Below are 18,359 nucleotides of genomic sequence, written 5' to 3'. Positions count from 1 at the left end.
GAACAATGGAGTGGACCGAAAATTTACTCTTAAAGTTAAAATATGCACAGGTCAGATGACATTAGCAAGAAAATTGAGCGTTAATAGCTCAGTACACCCGGTTGAGCGGGCCCAGCACGATGTCTGGGGTAAAATTCCCTACTGAACCCGACTGGCCAAACCCCAGTTTTATGCCGCTATAGGTCCTCCTTTTTGCCACTTTCGTTGGACTGCGGTGGGGTTGTCTAGCCAAAGTTAAATGACGGCAATCATGGACTGTAAAATCCGTGTGTGAATGCCCATTGTAATACAATTTTTTTCAGAGTGCCTTGGAACATTTGATCAGATGCAGCCGTGTGTCAGGCCTTTTGTGGATACGGAAAAAAGCAGGCGTTTAGGAAACTCGATACATCTAACCATGCGGTCCATGGCAAACATTTCGAATGAGGGGCAAATTAGGGGCGGCATAAATGTAATACGCACAAATATAGTTATCTATAATTATTAATCTAAGGCGCAATGGCGGACGCGAAGGAAGAGATTTCCACTTTTGTCGGCGCGTTGTTTTACAAGAGGTTACAAGAAGACCGACCCCTAGTTTACTAAAATACTTTAGCAGCGGGCTAGCTAAATGGAAAAGTGATATTCGACCTCGCCCAGACTGACGGTTCCGGCCCATTAGCGGACGCTGGTGTTGGACTCGACCTCTGCAGTGCAGCTTTCCCAAAGCCGCAATTCGCTCATCGCGCAGCAATATCGCGGTCCTGAGGTCTGGCTTCAATCGGTCGATGCAACACTTTCGTCTTTTGGTAATGACAGAGTGTAAGTCTTGAAGTATCGGCAACGAACGTTTCACACAAAAACGCAGAAGTCGGAGTTGTGACCTTTCACGGCAACCACATCTGTGTTTATGTGATTTCTTTTACTGTGAATAAAAGCTCGGGCCATAAAGATCGGCTCCGCCAATGGTGGTCACACTGCATTTAATGCTGAAGCCTACGGCGTTACCTATTCTGCTACAATCGGGGGCGGTTATAACAATCACCCGATTGGACCTGGATGTTGTCGACCAAAGGCCGTTGCGATGCGGACCTGTCTGCAAACCCCGACAGCGTTGTCACGCTGAACGACAGCACGCTATTGATTGGCGAAGACGCTGGCATGCTATGTTTGGTCAACTACTGTTCACCAATGACGCCTTTGCTGAAGCCGCAACGATCTGCATTTGTCGCTTCAGCCACTATTATTTATGCTTTGGAGTAACAAAAATCTAAGGCCAATTAGCATCGTCAATGGCTCAGGGTTGTAGCTTGACGCACGAATAAGTTGAAAAAAGCCTCAATTCCGATAGCCTTTCCTTCCTGCCCCTACCAAGGGCGAGATATCTGGGAGGATAATATGAGAAAGACTGCATGCGCCGCGATTGCTTTGGCCGCTGCTGGAATTCCGGCTTTGGCCGAAACAGACTTTTCAGGGGTTCTTGACAAGATTAATCTGCCTGACGGCTTCAAGATCGAAGTTTTCGCTGAAATGCCCAAAGCCCGGTCCATTGTGGTGGGCAAGCCGAACGGTGTTGTCTACGTCGGCTCGCGGCACGGCAACATCTATTCGATGGTGGATTCCAACCGCGACGGTGTGGCCGATGAAGTCAGCGAACGTGTCACCGACTTGAATGTACCCAATGGCGTTGCGATGCAGGATGGGATGCTTTTTGTTGGTATGCAGGACCGCATTGCAATGTGGCCAATTCCAGCAGAATTTGACACCGCTTTACCGCTTGATCCTCTGGTGAGCGTCCATGAGAATATAGATTCCGGATTCCTGCACGGCTGGCGCTACATCAAATTCGGGCCGGACCGGAAGCTCTATGTCTCCCTCGGCGCGCCTTGCAACATCTGCGATTTGGCCGACAACACCGGCAAGATCATTCGCATGAACGCCGATGGCTCAGACGTTGAGGTTGTCGCGGACGGCGTGCGCAATTCCGTTGGCTTTGACTGGCATCCCGTTACAGGCGAGTTGTGGTTCACTGACAATGGCGCGGACGGCATGGGCGATGACACGCCCCCGGATGAGCTGAACCGCGTGACGACCGAGGGCGCGCATTTCGGCTTTCCGTATTTTGGCGGCAAGGAGACCAAGATCACGGGCTATGAAGAGAAAGAGCCCAGCATGGCCGTCACTCCTGCCGTGATTGAATTTCAGGCGCATTCTGCCAATCTTGGGATTGAATTCTACAACGGCTCCATGTTCCCGTCCGAGTACCAGAACGACGCCTTTGTCGCCCAGCACGGGTCGTGGAACCGCACGTCACCTGTCGGCTATCAGATCATGCGGATCAAGTTCGATGACGCGGGGAACGCAGTGGGCAAAGAAGTCTTTGCCGACGGCTGGTTACAAGGCGAAAGCGCTGTGGGCCGTGTGACGGACATCGCGGAAATGGCAGACGGATCATTGCTGGTCTCCGACGATTTTGCGAATGTCGTCTACCGGATCAGCTATGATCGCTAAGTTGTTCCTTGCAGGCGGGCTGGTGCTCGCCTCTACCGCTCTGGCTTTGGCGCAGGATGCCAAAGCAGGGCGGGACAAAGCGCAGCAATGCAGCCTGTGCCACGGTGAGTTGGGGATCGCGAAAGTGCCCAACGCGCCAAACCTCGCAGGTGAAAATGCGTCTTATGTCGCGGCGCAGCTCAAGGCGTTCCGGGACGGCAAGCGGGAACATCATCAGATGACGATCATCGCGTCCGGATTGACGGACGAGGACATTGCCGATCTCTCGGCATGGTTCGCCAAAATTAAGATCGAGGTAACGGCACCGGAATTGGACTGAGATATGTTCGTGGGCCGGGCCATCGTTTTGCATTGATCAGAAGTTGGCAACGATGGTTCACGGCCCAGAGTCGCCGTTCGCAACTACAACCTGACGCTGCGGTGAGGCCCGTCATTCGGATTTTCGGCTTTTCGGCCCGAGAGGCCATACAAGAACACAACGGGCGTGGATCCGAGACGGCCAGCCAGTTTCAACCCTTCCCAAGGCTGATCGGCTCTCGTTTCGACCATCATCCGCCCTTGCAGTATTCGTATATATGTCGTTGGCGGAACGGGTTTGTGCACAGGCTCTGCGCGGCAGCGCGCAGGGGGGCGCTATTGTGGTGGCCTGATGCGGCGCATAGCTTGGGTTCAACTGGGTCTGCTACTGCTGGCCTGATCAACGAGGTCTGCAATGAAAAATATAGGGTTCCTCAGTTTCGGCCATTGGAGCGCCGGGGCTAATTCTCAGGTGCGGTCGGCCGCCGATGTGCTGCTACAATCGATTGAGCTTGCTGTTGCGGCAGAAGAGTTGGGCCTTGATGGTGCCTATTTCCGGGTACACCATTATGCACGGCAACTTGCCTCGCCTTTCCCATTGTTGGCGGCCATCGGCGCGCGGACCTCGAAGATCGAGATCGGCACTGGCGTCATCGACATGCGCTACGAAAATCCGCTCTATATGGTCGAGGATGCAGGCTCTGCCGATCTTATCGCCGGTGGGCGCTTGCAACTTGGCATCAGCCGCGGGTCGCCCGAACAGGTGATCGATGGCTGGCAGCATTTCGGCTATGCGCCAGCCGAGGGTGAGACCCAGGCTGACATGGCGCGTCGGCACGCGACGGTGTTCTTGCAAATGCTGGAGGGCAAGGGCTTTGCCCAACCGAACCCACAGCCGATGTTTCCGAACCCGCCGGGCCTTTTGCGGTTGGAACCGCATTCCGAAGGGTTGCGGGATCGCATCTGGTGGGGTGCAGCGTCCGACGCCACAGCGGAATGGGCGGCCGGAATGGGGATGAATTTGCAAAGCTCGACCCTGAAGTTTGACGAAACTGGCGAGCCATTTCACGTTCAGCAGGCGAAACAGATCCGCACCTATCGGGCGGCATGGGATGCGGCGGGCCATGCGCGCACCCCGCGCGTCTCGGTCAGCCGGTCGATCTTTCCGCTGATGGATGACCGCGACCGGATGTATTTCGGGCGTGGCGGCACGGAAGGCGATCAGTTCGGGATTATCGACCAGACCCGCGCGGTGTTTGGCCGCGGCTATGCCGACGCACCTGACAAACTGATCGAGCAACTGCGCCAGGATGAGGCGATTGCCGAGGCCGATACACTGCTTTTGACGGTCCCGAACACGCTGGGTGTCGATTACAACGCTCACATCATCGAAAGCATCCTGACCCAAGTCGCGCCGGCTTTGGGCTGGCGCTAAGATCAGGCGGTCGTACCCCGACCTTGGCGGAGTTTACTTTCGTGCCAACGGCAGGGCTGAGGCGTCAGTGGAAATCCCGCGACTTTGGGATGATCCGCGCGTTTCGGGGGTGCGTGTGCGTGCCGCTTGGAAGCGGCTTGCGCACCTCGTCGGCACGCGCAAGCGGAACGTCGAGAACGTCGTTTGAAAGCCGATCAAGCGCATCGCTGCGATCCGTCAGTTGGTGGGCTACGACATGGATTACCTCATCGCTGCGTTGTAGCATTCCGGATATGTTGATCAGCCGGGATTGCATGATGACTTTGCGAAACAAATCCATCACCTTGGGCCAGACAACAAGGTTGGCGACGCCGGTTTCATCCTCCAGTGTGATGAAACATACCCCCTTGGCACTGCCGGGGCGCTGGCGGATCAGCACGATACCGGCGAGCGAGACATGCTGTCCGTTGCGCATCCGTGGCAGATCAGAGGCGGAAACATATCCTTGTCGTGCCATGCTGCGCCGGAAAAATGCCATCGGATGGGTTTTGAGGGATAATCGCATCGTCTGGTAATCTGCAACGACATGTTCGCAGGTGGGCATCTGGGGCAATGCGAACGCCATCTCGGCCCCTTCGTCTTGAGTGTCGCGAAACAGGGGAAGGTCAGGCGCGTCGCGCAAGGCGCGTGCATCCCAAAGCGCCTGCCTGCGATCAAGGTCCATCGACCGGAACGTATCTGCGGCGGCGAGTTTGCGGATCGTGCCCGCATCCAGCCGCGCGAGGGTCTTGACCTCTTTAAGGGTGCGAAATGGCATCCAGCGTGTTTTCATCAAACGTTCCGCCATGGCTTGCGACATGCCATCGATCTGCCGCAGGCCCAGACGTACGGCAAATTTTGCAGGCCCCACGGGTTCGAGCGTGGTGTCCCAGTCGCTGAAATTCACATCGGGTGCCCGGACCTCGACACTGTGTTCGCGCGCGTCACGTACGAGTTGGGCTGGGGCATAGAACCCCATTGGTTGCGCGTTCAGCAGAGCGGCGCAGAACACATCCGGATAGTGGCACTTGATCCAGCTCGATATATAGACCAGCAGGGCAAAGCTTGCTGCATGGCTTTCGGGAAAGCCATAATCCCCGAACCCCTTGATCTGGTTGAAGCACCTATTTGCAAATTCGGGATCATAGCCGCGGCCGATCATGCGCCCGACCATTTTATCCTCCAGCTCGCCAATCGTGCCACGGGACCGGAAAGTTGCCATCGCCTTGCGTAGCTCATTTGCTTCCTTGGGGGAAAACTCGGCAGCTACCATCGCAATCTTCATAGCCTGTTCCTGAAAGATCGGAACGCCTAGCGTTCGGCCCAGAATATTTTGCAGCTCGTCCGGATCGTGTTCGGGGCCGGGGGATGGGTATTCCACCGCTTCCTTGCCGCTGCGCCGTCGCAAGAAAGGATGCACCATGTTGCCCTGAATTGGCCCCGGTCGCACAATGGCGACCTGAACGACCAGATCGTAAAATTGGCGCGGTTTCAGGCGGGGTAGCATGTTCATTTGCGCCCGGCTTTCGACTTGGAATGTGCCGACGCTGTCGCCCTTGCACAGCATATCGTAGACTTTGGGGTCCTCCTTTGGGACCGTGGCCAAATCAAACCGCTTGCCGTGGTGCGCTGCGATCAGGTCGAACGCTTTGCGGATACAGGTGAGCATCCCCAACGCCAGAACATCGACCTTGAGAATGCGCAGCTCGTCGATGTCATCTTTGTCCCACTCAATAAAACTGCGGTCCTTCATGGCACCGTTGCCGATGGGCACGGTGCGGGTCAGTGGGGTTTCTGTCAGGATAAAACCACCGACATGCTGCCCTAAATGCCGTGGCATGCCGATCATCATATCAGCCAGCTTGATCGTGCGCGCAATCAGCGGATCGCGCAGGTCAAGCCCGGCCTCTGTCGCCTCTTTTACACCAACCTCTCGGCCCCAACTGCCCCAGATCGTCTTGGCCAAGGCCGAGGTGATGTCCTCTGACAGACCCATCACCTTGCCCACTTCGCGCAGGGCCATACGAGGGCGATAATGGATGACAGTGGCGCAGAGACCGGCCCGGTCGCGCCCGTATTTGTTGTAGATATGCTGGATCACCTCCTCGCGCCGCTCGTGTTCGAAATCGACGTCGATATCGGGTGGTTCAATCCGTTCCTCGCTGATGAAGCGTTCGAACAGCAGGTCGTTCTTGTCCGGGTCGACCGCAGTGATACCCAGTACATAGCACACGGCAGAATTGGCGGCAGAGCCACGTCCCTGACACAGAATTGGCGGGCTGACCTCGTGCCGTGCAAATTGGATGATGTCGTATATCGTTAGGAAATATTGCGCGATGTCGAGCTTGCCGATCAGGGTCAGTTCCTTTTGCAGGCTTGCGCGCACCTTATCGGGGGTGCCATCCGGATAGCGTTCGGCGGCACCTTTCCACGTCAGTTCAGACAGATATTCCTGCGGTGTGCGGCCCGCCGGGATCGTTTCTTGCGGATATTCATAGGACAGTTGGCGCAAGTCGAATGTGCAGGCATCGGCAACCTTGCGGGTGGCGCGGATCGCATGGGGCCATTCGGCAAAAAGTTCGACCATCTGCGCGGGCGATTTTAGATGCCGTTCCGCGTTGGCCGCCAAGAGAAAACCCGCCTTGGTAATGGTTGTTTTGTTCAGGATGCAGGTCATCACGTCCTGCAAGGGGCGGCGGTCGGGGGTATGATAATGCACGTCATTCGTGGCCAGGATCGACAGGCCATGTTCTTTTGCCAGATGATCCAACCGATTGATACGGGCCCGATCGTCGCCGCGATAAAGATGGCTTGCAGCAACATGGCGCAGCGTGGGCAAGGTTTGGGTTAGGTGGCGTAGTCGGGCGGCAAACCGGCCAAGGTCTTCATCCGGCAGAATGATCAATTGGATGCCGTCCGCTTGTGCTGCCAAATCCTTAAGGCTGATGTCGCATACGCCCTTTGCTTGCCAATCGCCGCTTTCGTCGCGCATCTTGCCACGCGATAACAATTCGCAAAGCCGCCCGTAGGCGTCGCGATCCCGTGGGTAGGCTAGAAATTCCTCGCCGGTCACGAGCTTCAGACGGGTGCCTATAATGGGCCGCAGGCAGGATTTTCGCGCTTCGGCATGAAGACGAACAACGCCTGCCATTGTGTTTAAATCAGCCACGCCAAGCGCGTCATGCCGCTGCGCCCAAGCGGTCGCGCATAAATCCACTGCATCCGATGCACCGCGCAGGAACGAAAAACAGGTGGTAACGCCCAGCTCAACAAAGGCGGCGGGTGGATTAGGGGTGAACCCATCTGTGTCAAGCGTGCGCCGTGGGTGCTGATGGTCCATCTCGGGCATTACGCAAACATCCCGTGCACGAACCAGCGGGGGGTGCCGCCACGCCCGTCCCCATGCAGCCCTTCCCGGTAAAGCCAAAGGCGTTTGCCGAGCTGGTCCTCAATCTTGAAATAGTCGCGCAACCGTGTGCCGGGGCGGTCCTTCCACCATTCCGGTGCAATGCGTTCGGGGCCGACATAACGGGCGACCGTATGGGTTTGTCGCCGCCAGATGAATTGGGCGGGCGGCCCTTCCGGGACGGCATAGACAACGCGCACCTCTTCTGGTGATGACAGCAGGCGGATAGGGCGTTCGCGGGTCAAGGTGGCGATCATGCCCTGCGCGTCGCTCAACGCGCCGGCCATGCCCTCGGCGCGCTCGGGCAGGTGACTGGCCAAACGCACAGGGCGCTTGACCGACCGTTCACCTAAGCGGGCCACCAGACGATCAATGAGTTGCGAAAGGTGCAGTTCCTCGTCCGATCCGCCATCAAACCGGTTCTGAACAATGGCTATTTGCTCTACCGTTTCTGCCTCGAGCGTGATCAGGTCGAACCCGAAGCCTGGTTTGATCCGCTCCAGCTTGTCATCAAAAAGACGGCTAAGGTGAACGGGGTCGCGACTGGGGGCTGTAATGGCCGCTGTGATCGTGCTGACCTCGCCATCGGTGCGGTAAACGCTTAGGGATAGGCGGCGACAGCCCAACCCGTGATGGGTCAGCCGGTTGCAAAGATCCTCGCAAAGATCAGGCAGATAGGCTGTTGGGTCTTGGATCGGTTCGGCCAGTTGGGCCTGTGCCTTGATCCTTGGGCGCGTTTCCTTGCTTGCGACGGGTTCGGCCAGATGCCCCATGGCCTGATCAAGCCTGAGCAGTGGGTTCGCGCGCAGGGTCTCGCGTGCAAAACGGCGGGTCAAGGACAGGCGCGGCACATCGGCGAGGGCTCCGATGGTCTTGAGGCCAAGACGGCGCAGCAAGATCAGGGTTGCCTCGTCCAGACGCAGCGCGGAAACTGGCAGTGGCGCAAGCTGTGCCGCCAATTGCGCGGGTGGGCAAATTGCCCTAACCGGACCGTATCGCGCCAGCGCCCATGCGGCCCCCCATGTCGGCGCAACAGCCACCCTAGAGGTGAGACCCAAAAGGGACAGACGCTGTTCCATCTCGATCAACATCGTCGCCTCGCCGCCCAGCAGATGATCGGCCCCTGTTGTATCCAGTATCAATCCGTCCGCACCATCCACGACAGTCCAGGGGCACCAGCGCCGCGCCCAGAGCATCAGGCGGTTCAGGGCAATCTCGTCTCCGGCCAGATCGGCGTATTCAACGCGCAGATCGGGGCAGGCGGCTTTCACATCGACGACGCGCGCCCCGACGTTGACCCGCGCAAGGCGTGCCGGACGGTTGACCGCGTGGATGACCGGACCATGCTGCCCCTCGCAGGTCAGAACAATGGCCAAGTCATCGGGCGGCGCGGTGTTGTGCCTTTCCATCGCTCTTTGCCATCGGTCCATCGCGAACTGAGGCAGATATATCGACACGATCCGCCGTTCGGTCATGGGTCGCTATCCATGTGCCGGGCTGCGTATGGCGCGCGCGGAACAGTTCGACCTGCCAGCGCGGGTCGCCGGGGGCCTTTGGATCGTCGGGATGTGGCAAGGATGGCAGCGATGTCACACGCCACCTGTTTCGCGCAGCACTCAGATCGGGCGACGCGGCGCGCCGTACCAGCCAGCAGGGTATCCCGTAGCGTTCCGCCCGCAGCACCAACCGCTTGCTGGCGGTGAAATCCAGTACTTTTGGATTGCCCCATACCTCGCCGATTACCGCAGCGAGGGACGTGCATCTTAACCCTTCCTCCATCGCCCACAGGACATCGACGGGACGGTTCACATCGATACGGATGATGGGCCGATCCGGTAAACCCGGCAGATAGGGGTGCCCCGTTTCCTGCCGCGAAAGCCGGTCTTGGACCCAGAAAACAGGCGCGGTGCTGGGGGGAAGCTTGGCCAATAGAAAGCCCAAACCGGCTGTATCCGTTACGGCTGTCGGGAAAATTTCCGACAAAGTATGCGATTGCGTCTGTGCAGGCACCGAAACGGGCCTGTTGCTGAGCTTTCTTATATTTGTAGGTTTGCACGACACAGATGATTCCACATGTTCATGGTATGTTCTAATTCAGATGTGGGGGTGTTGGCAACTTGTGATCGGGCAGGGCGTGCGCGCAAATTGTAATGCCCATTAGGCTTTGGCCAGTTTTTACGGCGGATTTTATTCTGGAAACAGACAAGGACCAATCTGACCACTTCCCTGATCCGAGGCCAGCCAGCGGCCCTGAGAAAGGTGTTAAGATTTCGCTGGCATCCACGTATTTTCCCACATATTTTCGTCGCGAACTAAGTTGACGGGCCATACAGCCGTTATATTTGCGAGGGTCATAAATGAGCGAACAGCCATCACAAATGTCCGTGATCCAAGATCACCAAGCATATCTAGCCGGCACACATGATTTTCAGGTTGATATTGAACGGTTGGTTCAGAGTGATCTTGTTCGAATAATCCTAGAGACGGTGATGTTGGCGACGAATGCGCGGTTTGCAGCTGTTGCGCGTGTCACAAACGACCGCTGGGTCGCGTGCCGTTCGGTGGACGAGGTGAATTTCGGCATCGCCGAAGGTGACGAAATCGAAATTCAATCGACGTTTTGCCAAACCGTCAGGGACACAGGCAGCGAAGTCATCTTTAACGATGTCGCTACAGATAAAGTCTATTGCGACGATCCGATCGCGGCGAAATTCGGCATCGTCAGCTACGCTTCCATACCGATTTACCGCAATGACGGCAGCTTTTTCGGGACGCTATGTGCAATCGATACCGAACCGCGTGATCTGGCCGGACTGCGTGCCCATGCAATGCTCAAGATGTTTGCCAATTTGATCGGGCGCAGTCTGTCAGCCGAGGAACGGATAGAGGCACAGGAAGTGCAGTTGGAACACGAGCGCAAGCTGGTGCATATCCAAGAGGAATTCGTCGCGATATTGGGGCATGATTTGCGCAACCCGGTCGCTGCATTTGCGTCAGGTCTGCGGCTTTTGGGCAAAGAACCGATGCCTGAAAAGGCACGTTCAACGCTGAACCTGATGCGCGCGCCGTTGCACCGCATGAACGAGCTGATCGATAACCTGATGCTGCACGCGAAATCGCGGCTCGGCGGTGGGATCAATATCCGTACGACCGAAGATGCACCATTGGCTGTCGCCGTAACCGAAGTGGTTGACGAAATACGCGCCGTGGCACCTGAACGGCAGATCGAGCTGGACCTGCGCTTTGACCGCCCGATCACATGTGACGCATCGCGCATCGCGCAAGCCGTTTCGAACCTGCTGTCAAATGCAATGTCGCATGGCACACCCGGAACCCCGATCAAAGTCGCCGGCGAATGTAGTGCGGGTCAGGTCATCATCAGCGTCGCCAATCACGGCCAAGAAATCCCGGCCGAGCTAAGAGACAACCTGTTTCGTCCGTTCCAGCGGGGCCGGAGTTCAGAGGGTGAGGGCCTTGGTCTTGGCTTGCATATTGCGTCGACCATTGCGCGGGCCCATGGCGGGCTGATCACAGTCGACAGCCACGGTGCCAGCACGGTGTTTTCGGTGCAGCTGCCATATTAGCACGCCGCACCGGCAACGGTGTTCAAAAGCCCGCGCAGGGGCAGGGGTGGTTAGGCGCGATCCCATTCCCTGTCGCCCTTGGCGTCTTTGACGCGTGTCGGCAGGCCAATCTTATCAAGCAAGGAAAAGAGCGGTTTGGGGTCCAGCTCCTCTACGTTCATCATGGTGCCTTGGTCATAGGTGCCATCGGCGATCAGCATCGCAACGGCCACCGGAGGCACGCCCGCCGTGTATGAAATACCCTGACTGCCGACCTCGTTATAGGCGTCCTTGTGGTCAGCCACGTTGTAGACGAACACTTCGACTTCTTTGCCGTCTTTGATACCTTTGACCAGATCACCGATGCAGGTTTTACCAGTGTAATTCGGCGCAAGGCTGGACGGGTCCGGCAGCACGGCCTTGACCAGCTTGAGGGGCACAACCTCGAGGCCCTCTGCTGTCACGACCGGCTGTTCGGACAACAGCCCAAGGTTTTGCAGGACAGTAAAGACGTTGATGTAATGATCGCCAAAGCCCATCCAGAACCGGATATCGGCCTCAGGATAGTTCGCGGCGAGGGAATGAACCTCGTCGTGGCCGGACATATAGGCCTTTTGTTTGCCGACAACAGGAAGATCCCATTCGCGGCCAACCTCGAACATCTTGTTCTCTTGCCACGCGCCTTGCTGCCAGCTGTAAACGGTACCGGTGAATTCGCGGAAATTGATCTCGGGGTCAAAGTTGGTCGAAAAATATTTACCGTGGCTACCAGCGTTGATGTCCACAATGTCGATCGAGGTCACTTCGTCCATGAACTCGTCCACGGCAAAGCGGGCAAAGGCATTGACCATGCCGGGATCAAAACCGGCCCCCAAGATCGCAGTTACGCCAGCAGCAGCACAGTCATTGCGCCGCTTCCATTCATAGTTGCCATACCATGGCGGGGTTTCGCAGATCTTTGTCGGGTCTTCGTGAATGGCGGTGTCGATATAGGCGGCACCGGTTTGAATGCAGGCCTCAAGCACTGTCATGTTCACAAAGGGGGATCCCACATTGATCACAATCTGCGCGCCGGTTTTGGTGATCAGTGCCGCGACCGCCGCACTGTCCATGCCGTCAACCTGATGCGCATCAAAAACGCCGTCCTGTTTCATCGCCGCCTTGTCGTGGACGCTTTGAATGATCTCTTGGCATTTTGACAGGGTTCGGCTTGCGATATGCAGGTCGCCCAAGACATCATTATTTTGTGCGCATTTATGGGCTACAACCTGTGCAACACCGCCTGCGCCGATGATCAGAACATTGCGTTTCATATATTCAAAAGACCTCTTTTTAGTGTGTTCAGGACAGTGCTGCGGCAAAGTCGTCATAGTCAAAGTCGCGCACCATGCGTGTGGTTCCATCAAGCTCGCGGATTGCGATGCTGGGCATCTTGACGCCGTTGAACCAATTTTTCTTGACCATGGTATATCCGGCAGCGTCCTGAAACGAAATGCGATCCCCGGCCTTGAGCGGTGCGTCAAAGCGGAATTCGCCAAAGATATCGCCAGCAAGGCAGGATTTACCGCAGATCATCCACTCGTGCTCCCCCACATTCGGGGCGATCTTTGCAGGCTCGCGGTAAATCAGCAGGTCAAGCATATGCGCCTCGATCGAGCTGTCGACGATGGCAAGGTTTTTGCCGTTATGCATCGTATCCAGCACCGTCACCTCAAGCGTTGCTGCGCCGGTAATCGCCGCTTCGCCCGGCTCAAGGTAAACCTGCACGCCATAGGTCTGGGCAAATGCTTTCAGGCGCGCGGCAAGACGGTCCAGCGGATACCCTTCGCCGGTAAAGTGAACGCCGCCGCCCAAGCTGATCCAGTCCATGTCGTGGATCAACGCGCCAAAGCGGTCCTCGATCAACGTCAGCATCTCGTCGAAACGGTCAAAGCTGTCGTTTTCGCAATTGTTGTGAAACATCAAACCGCTGATCTGATCGGCAACCTTGGCGATCTCGGACGGGTCATGTTCGCCCAAGCGGCTAAAGGGGCGGGCAGGATCGGCCAGGTCGAACTCGGACGTGGACACGCCCGGATTGACCCGCAACCCGCGTACATGCCCTTGGGACGCGCGATCGAATTTCGACAGCTGGCCGATGGAATTGAAAATGATCTTGTCGGAATGGGCCAGCACCTGATCAATCTCGTGATCCGCATAAGCGACTGAATAGGCATGGGTTTCGCCCGGGAACTTTTCGCGGCCCAACCGAACCTCGTAGAGTGACGACGACGTCGAGCCGTCCATATACTCAGACATAAAATCAAAGACCGACCACGTCGCAAAACATTTCAGCGCGAGCAAACATTTGACCCCGGAGGCCGCGCGCAGCTGTGCGATCTTTTCAAGATTGCCAAGGAGATGGGATTTGTCGATCAGGTAATAGGGGGTCTGCACAGCAAAACCTTTCATTGGGTCCATGTCGTGCGCCTGCGCGCTGACCCTAAGGAAATATTGGAACATCATTTCAATGATGTGGCGATATGGTACGTCGTCTGCCGCTTTTTCGAAAGGGGCGTTTAGCGGCTCTGCCTGAACAAGGCAACGCTGAAAACTGTTCGAAATCCATAACAGGTTGACCCATACACCTGGCGCTGCTTGTCTTTTCTGCGGGCATGCCCTTGCTTATGGGGTGGCCTAAACCTACTGCTAGGGCCACGGCCCATTATTTCCCCATCAGGTCAAACACTTCGCATATGCCAATCAACCTTCCCAGCAACCTCACCGGTTATGCCGCCGCGTGGAGCATCGTATTTGTTTGGTCATTCTGGCTGATCGTCAGCCGGGTTGCCAATAACAGCGGGCTGACGATCTATGATTTGGCTGCGTTCCGCTATGGTCTGGCGTCGCTGGTGGCTGTGCCGCTTTGCTTGTACTATAAACCGTGGCGGGGGCTGAGCCTGAAAAAGATCGCCGTTGTCTCGTTTATCTTGGGCCCGATCTATATCCTCACTGTCTTTTCCGGCTTTAAATACGCGCCCGCCGCGCATGGCGGGATTTTCATGAACGGGCTACTGCCGCTGATCAGCATCATTTTCGCCGTCTTTATAACGCAGATGCGGCCCAGCTTTCGGCAAATGATTGGGGCGGGTCTGATCCTTGTTTCCGCGGTCGCGCTGTCCTTTGACGCCAGCGCCAGCAGTGGGGAAAACGCATGGATTGGTGACATATTGTTTCTGATTGGTGCGCTGTTTTTCTCGTCCTACGTCATCCTGTCCGAGCGGTGGCAGCTTGGCGCGATGCAGATTATTTTCTGCGGAACGATCGTGAATGCGGTCCTTTATCTGCCGATCTGGGCGCTTTGGCTGCCGTCCGGCATAGCCACGGCACCCATGGGGCCGCTGGTGCTGCAAGCCATCTATCAAGGCTTTGTGCCGAACCTGATCGGTCTTCTCTTTATCGCCTATGCCTCGCGGACAATCGGCAACGGAAACACGTCTTTCATCCTTGCGGCGGTGCCGGGTGGCGGGGCCATATTGGGTGCCCTGATTTTGGGCGAAAGCCTAAGCCTGGTCGGTATTTTCGCGCTTGTGGTGCTGACGATCGGATTGTTGATCAGTGTTCGCAAACGCAAACCGCTGCCGGCCTGATCAGGTCAGGCCGGCAGCGGCGCATATGTTGTGATGCCCACCGCAGTTGCTAGCGGGCCTTTCAAAACGCCTGCAAACTTTCCGTAATTTGGCCACGTACACGCGCCGCAGCTTCGGCTTTGACGGGGCCAAAACCGCGGATATCCATGACCATGGCTGCGATGCGGGCTGCTTCCTTGGCGTTGCTGGCGTTCAGGCCTACAGCAAGCGTTTTCAGAACCGTTCGATATTCAGCGATCAAGGCGCGTTCCATCCGGCGTTCTTCGGTATAGCCAAAGGGGTCCAGGCGGGTGCCACGCAGGCGTTTCATCCGCGCCAGTTGGGTAAATGCAACCTGCATCCATGGGCCGAAACTGCGCTTGACCGGGCGTCCACGGGCGTCTTTCGCACCCGATAGCATGGGCGGGGCAAGGTGGTGACGGATGGTGATGTCGCCATCGAACCTGTCTTTCAGCCCCTCAATGAATCCCGTCTGGCTGTGCAGGCGGGCGACCTCGTACTCGTCCTTATAGGACATAAGCTTGAACAACCCCTTTGTGGCTGCTTCGGTCAGCGGGCCTGCCGCTCCGGTGGCGGCGGTTTCAGCGGCGCGGACGTCTGCGACCGCATCACGGAAGGTGTCTGCCCATGCTGCATTTTGATATTCGGCCAGAAATGCCGCCCGACGTTCGATCATTTGGTCCAGCGTCTGAACCGCGCTGATCGGCAGGGTCGCGGCGGCCTCTACCCCTGCACGGTCCTGCACCACCAACCGCCCCCAGCCAAAGGCACGCTTGTTCTGGTCCGGTTTGACGCCATTCAGATCAATGGCTTTCATCAGCGCCACCAGCGATAGCGGGACCAATCCGGCTTGCCACGCGGCCCCCAGCATCATGACGTTGGCAAACACCGTGTCACCCAGCAAGGCCTCGGACAGGGCGTTGGCATCAAGCGTGTGCAACTGCGCGCCGTCAACACCCTTGGATATGGCCATTAGGCGGGTATCGGCGTTCAGGTCCGCATCGCGGTTTTGCACCAAATCGCCGGTTGGCATTACGGCGGTATTCACCACAGCGCGCGTCCCCGCGTGATAGGTCGTTGAGGCCTTGGGGGATGAACTGACCACGATATCGCAGCCGATTAACGCATCGGCAGAGCCGGGTTCGACCCGCACCTGATTGACCTGCGCAGCGCTGTTGGCCATGCGGATATAGCTGATGACCGGGCCGAATTTTTGGGCAAACCCCATGAAATCCAGCACCGACGCGCCTTTCCCCTCAAGGTTGGCGGCCATGGCGACCAATTGCCCGACGGTCACGACCCCGGTGCCGCCGACACCCGTCACGACGATATCCCAAGGCTTTGACAGATCGGGTTGCACCGGGTCTTTCAAGGTTTTCGATAGTCGGTCAAACGCCGCCGTGCCACGGGCTTCGCCGCGTTTCAGCGTGCCACCTTCGACGGTGACGAAACTGGGGCAGAAACCGTTGACGCAGGTGAAGTCCTTGTTGCAGGTGTTCAGGTTGATTTTGCGTTTGCGGCCAAATTCGGTTTCCAGCGGTTCAACGCTCAGGCAGTTGGATTCAACGGAACAATCACCGCAGCCCTCACACACCAGCGGGTTGATGACGGCGAATTTCTTAGGGTCCTCCATCTTGCCACGTTTGCGCAAGCGGCGTTTTTCGGTGGCGCAGGTCTGCTGATAGATCAGAACTGTGGTGCCGGGAACGTCGCGCAATTCGCGCTGGATGCGGTCCAGTTCGCGGCGGTGATGCACTGTGACGGCGCGCGGCAGATCGGCACGATGAAAACGGTCGGGCTGATCGGAAACGATCACCACTTTCTTGGCCCCCTCGGCCAGAACCGAAGTGGCAATTGCCTCGACCGAAATGGGGCCGTCCACCGACTGTCCGCCGGTCATGGCGACGGCATCATTGAACAGGATCTTATAGGTGATGTTGGTGCCCGCTGCGATGGCTTGGCGAATGGCCAGTGACCCCGAATGATAATAGGTACCTTCGCCAAGGTTCTGAAAAATATGACGATTGCCGTTAAACTGCGACCGGGCCACCCAGTTCACACCTTCGCCGCCCATCTGGATCAGCGACGTTGTGTTCCGGCCCATCCAGCTTGCCATGAAATGACACCCGATGCCCGCAAGGGCCTGACTGCCCTCGGGGACTTTGGTGGATGTGTTATGGGGACAACCCGAACAGAAATAGGGCGTGCGGGTCGCGCCGGGGATTTGAATCGGGTTGGGCGTGGCGCTGGCCTTGTCAGTGACGCTGGTCAGGTCAAGGTCGGGAAAATTACGCTCTAACCGGTTGGCGATGTGGCGCGCCAGCATGACCGGGCCCAATTCCTGCGTCCACGGGATCAGCCGGTCGCCATTTTCATCGCGCTTGCCGACCATACGGCGCGGTTTGCGGCCGGGGAAGTCATAGAAATGCTCTTTCAGCTGGCTTTCGATAATGCCTCGCTTTTCCTCGATAACCAGCAGTTCATCCTTGTCTTGGGCAAAGGCCAACGCGCCTTCATGCTCTAGCGGCCAGACCATGCCGACTTTGTACAGATCAATGCCCAGCTCGGCGGCGCGGGTCTGGTCAATGTCCAGCAGGCGCAGGGCCTCTAGCACGTCCAGATGTGCCTTGCCGGTTGTGACGATGCCGAACCGCGCAGGATGGTCCCATTCGGCCCGATCAATCGGGTTGGCGCGGGTGAATGCCAGAACGGCTGCCTTTTTATGCTCAAGCCGCGCCTCGATCTGGGGGCCGGGCAGGTCGGGCCAGCGGTAATGCAGCCCCTCGGGAGGCGGGGTAAAGTCATCGGGTGATGTGAACTCTCGCCGGGGTAAAAGATCAAAGGACATGCCGGATTCGACGGTCTCAGAGATGGCTTTGAACCCCACCCACATCCCCGAAAACCGCGAGAGCGCATAACCCCATTCGGCAAAGGGCAGGAATTCTGCCACGTTGGCCGGGTTCAGCGTTGGCATGAAAAAGTTCATAAATGCCACGTCGGATTGATGAGACATGGAAGACGATACGCAGCCATGATCATCGCCGGCGACCACCAACACGCCGCCATGGGGCGACGACCCATAGGCATTGCCGTGTTTCAGTGCATCACCAGCGCGGTCCACGCCGGGCCCCTTGCCGTACCACAGGCCGAACACCCCAAGGCATTGCTTGTCGGGGTCGCTTTCAATTTGTTGCGTGCCGATCATCTGCGTCGCGCCAAATTCTTCGTTCACAGCGGGCAGAAAAGTCACGCCAGCCTGTTTGACAATTTCAGCATTGCGCCCGATTTCCAGATCGATCCCCCCCACCGGCGATCCGCGATAGCCAGAGATATAGCCGCGCGTGTCCAGCCCGTTGCCCTGGTCGCGGCGCGCCTGATCCAGCGCCATACGCACAATGGCTTGGGTTCCGGTCATGAACACCCGGCCCGTGGTCCGCGTATATCTGTCGCTAAGTTCGTAGTCTTTCAGGATTGGGGTTTGATCGGTCACGGGCAGCCTCGCATCGGTGTGGATTGGTTAT

At 57.3% G+C, this 18,359-nt stretch carries 11 protein-coding genes; 5 read left to right on the top strand and 6 right to left on the bottom strand.

Annotation, left to right across the window (positions count from 1 at the left end):
- Nucleotides 1-1,377 precede the first annotated feature (1,377 nt).
- The 3 genes from KZZ06_RS16210 (at nucleotide 1,378) to KZZ06_RS16200 (ending at nucleotide 4,222) form a co-directional block, all read left to right on the top strand.
- Nucleotides 1,378-2,490: a sorbosone dehydrogenase family protein gene (locus KZZ06_RS16210; protein WP_219581166.1), complete on the top strand. Its 1,113-nt coding sequence runs from the start codon at nucleotides 1,378-1,380 to the stop codon at nucleotides 2,488-2,490.
- Nucleotides 2,480-2,809 carry a cytochrome c gene (locus tag KZZ06_RS16205; protein ID WP_219581165.1) on the top strand — a complete coding sequence of 110 codons (330 nt, stop codon included), beginning with the start codon at nucleotides 2,480-2,482 and terminating at the stop codon, nucleotides 2,807-2,809. The genes KZZ06_RS16210 and KZZ06_RS16205 overlap by 11 nt, the downstream gene beginning before the upstream one ends.
- A gap of 393 nt (nucleotides 2,810-3,202) precedes the next feature.
- The gene (locus KZZ06_RS16200; protein WP_219581164.1) at nucleotides 3,203-4,222 is read left to right on the top strand and encodes an LLM class flavin-dependent oxidoreductase; all 1,020 of its coding nucleotides are present in this window, start codon (nucleotides 3,203-3,205) and stop codon (nucleotides 4,220-4,222) included.
- A gap of 64 nt (nucleotides 4,223-4,286) precedes the next feature.
- Here the strand turns inward: KZZ06_RS16200 and KZZ06_RS16195 are convergent, their stop codons facing one another.
- Genes KZZ06_RS16195 through KZZ06_RS16185 form a run of 3 tightly spaced genes read right to left on the bottom strand, consistent with a single transcriptional unit; the run spans nucleotide 4,287 to nucleotide 9,656 of the window.
- Nucleotides 4,287-7,589, bottom strand: a complete 3,303-nt coding sequence (locus KZZ06_RS16195; protein ID WP_219581163.1) for an error-prone DNA polymerase — start codon at nucleotides 7,587-7,589, stop codon at nucleotides 4,287-4,289.
- On the bottom strand, nucleotides 7,589-9,055 hold the full coding sequence (locus KZZ06_RS16190) for a DNA polymerase Y family protein (RefSeq protein WP_219581162.1): 1,467 nt from the start codon (nucleotides 9,053-9,055) through the stop codon (nucleotides 7,589-7,591). Before KZZ06_RS16190 ends, KZZ06_RS16195 begins: the two co-directional genes overlap by 1 nt.
- Complete coding sequence (locus KZZ06_RS16185; protein WP_308340032.1) at nucleotides 9,024-9,656, bottom strand: hypothetical protein; 633 nt, start codon at nucleotides 9,654-9,656, stop codon at nucleotides 9,024-9,026. Before KZZ06_RS16185 ends, KZZ06_RS16190 begins: the two co-directional genes overlap by 32 nt.
- A 347-nt stretch (nucleotides 9,657-10,003) precedes the next feature.
- Between KZZ06_RS16185 and KZZ06_RS16180 the strand changes: the two genes are divergently transcribed.
- The gene (locus tag KZZ06_RS16180; RefSeq protein ID WP_219581161.1) at nucleotides 10,004-11,230 is read left to right on the top strand and encodes a GAF domain-containing sensor histidine kinase; all 1,227 of its coding nucleotides are present in this window, start codon (nucleotides 10,004-10,006) and stop codon (nucleotides 11,228-11,230) included.
- Nucleotides 11,231-11,280: 50 nt separating this feature from the next.
- Here the strand turns inward: KZZ06_RS16180 and KZZ06_RS16175 are convergent, their stop codons facing one another.
- Together KZZ06_RS16175 and KZZ06_RS16170 are read right to left on the bottom strand one after the other, a co-directional pair.
- Complete coding sequence (locus KZZ06_RS16175) at nucleotides 11,281-12,522, bottom strand: saccharopine dehydrogenase family protein (protein ID WP_219581160.1); 1,242 nt, start codon at nucleotides 12,520-12,522, stop codon at nucleotides 11,281-11,283.
- Nucleotides 12,523-12,550: 28 nt separating this feature from the next.
- The gene (locus KZZ06_RS16170) at nucleotides 12,551-13,645 is read right to left on the bottom strand and encodes a carboxynorspermidine decarboxylase (protein WP_219581280.1); all 1,095 of its coding nucleotides are present in this window, start codon (nucleotides 13,643-13,645) and stop codon (nucleotides 12,551-12,553) included.
- A gap of 299 nt (nucleotides 13,646-13,944) precedes the next feature.
- Between KZZ06_RS16170 and KZZ06_RS16165 the strand changes: the two genes are divergently transcribed.
- On the top strand, nucleotides 13,945-14,838 hold the full coding sequence (locus tag KZZ06_RS16165; protein ID WP_219581159.1) for a DMT family transporter: 894 nt from the start codon (nucleotides 13,945-13,947) through the stop codon (nucleotides 14,836-14,838).
- A 61-nt stretch (nucleotides 14,839-14,899) separates the two neighbouring features.
- Here KZZ06_RS16165 and KZZ06_RS16160 read toward each other — a convergent pair whose 3' ends face one another.
- Nucleotides 14,900-18,328 (bottom strand): indolepyruvate ferredoxin oxidoreductase family protein, encoded by a 3,429-nt coding sequence (locus tag KZZ06_RS16160; RefSeq protein WP_219581158.1) that lies wholly within the window; start codon nucleotides 18,326-18,328, stop codon nucleotides 14,900-14,902.
- Nucleotides 18,329-18,359 lie beyond the last annotated feature (31 nt).

It is taken from the genome of Sulfitobacter sp. CW3 (assembly GCF_019392245.1).
Classification (GTDB): Bacteria; Pseudomonadota; Alphaproteobacteria; order Rhodobacterales; family Rhodobacteraceae; genus Sulfitobacter.
Note: the sequence above shows the minus strand (reverse complement) of the source record. Positions and strands in the feature narration are given on the sequence as shown.

Bases quoted from the DNA above. Each gene is read 5' to 3' on its own strand.
- KZZ06_RS16210 (WP_219581166.1), top strand. From the start codon at position 1,378: ATGAGAAAGACTGCATGCGCCGCGATTGCTTTGGCCGCTGCTGGAATT.
- KZZ06_RS16205 (WP_219581165.1), top strand. From the start codon at position 2,480: ATGATCGCTAAGTTGTTCCTTGCAGGCGGGCTGGTGCTCGCCTCTACC.
- KZZ06_RS16200 (WP_219581164.1), top strand. From the start codon at position 3,203: ATGAAAAATATAGGGTTCCTCAGTTTCGGCCATTGGAGCGCCGGGGCT.
- KZZ06_RS16195 (WP_219581163.1), bottom strand. From the start codon at position 7,589: ATGCCCGAGATGGACCATCAGCACCCACGGCGCACGCTTGACACAGAT.
- KZZ06_RS16190 (WP_219581162.1), bottom strand. From the start codon at position 9,055: ATGGAAAGGCACAACACCGCGCCGCCCGATGACTTGGCCATTGTTCTG.
- KZZ06_RS16180 (WP_219581161.1), top strand. From the start codon at position 10,004: ATGAGCGAACAGCCATCACAAATGTCCGTGATCCAAGATCACCAAGCA.
- KZZ06_RS16175 (WP_219581160.1), bottom strand. From the start codon at position 12,522: ATGAAACGCAATGTTCTGATCATCGGCGCAGGCGGTGTTGCACAGGTT.
- KZZ06_RS16165 (WP_219581159.1), top strand. From the start codon at position 13,945: ATGCCAATCAACCTTCCCAGCAACCTCACCGGTTATGCCGCCGCGTGG.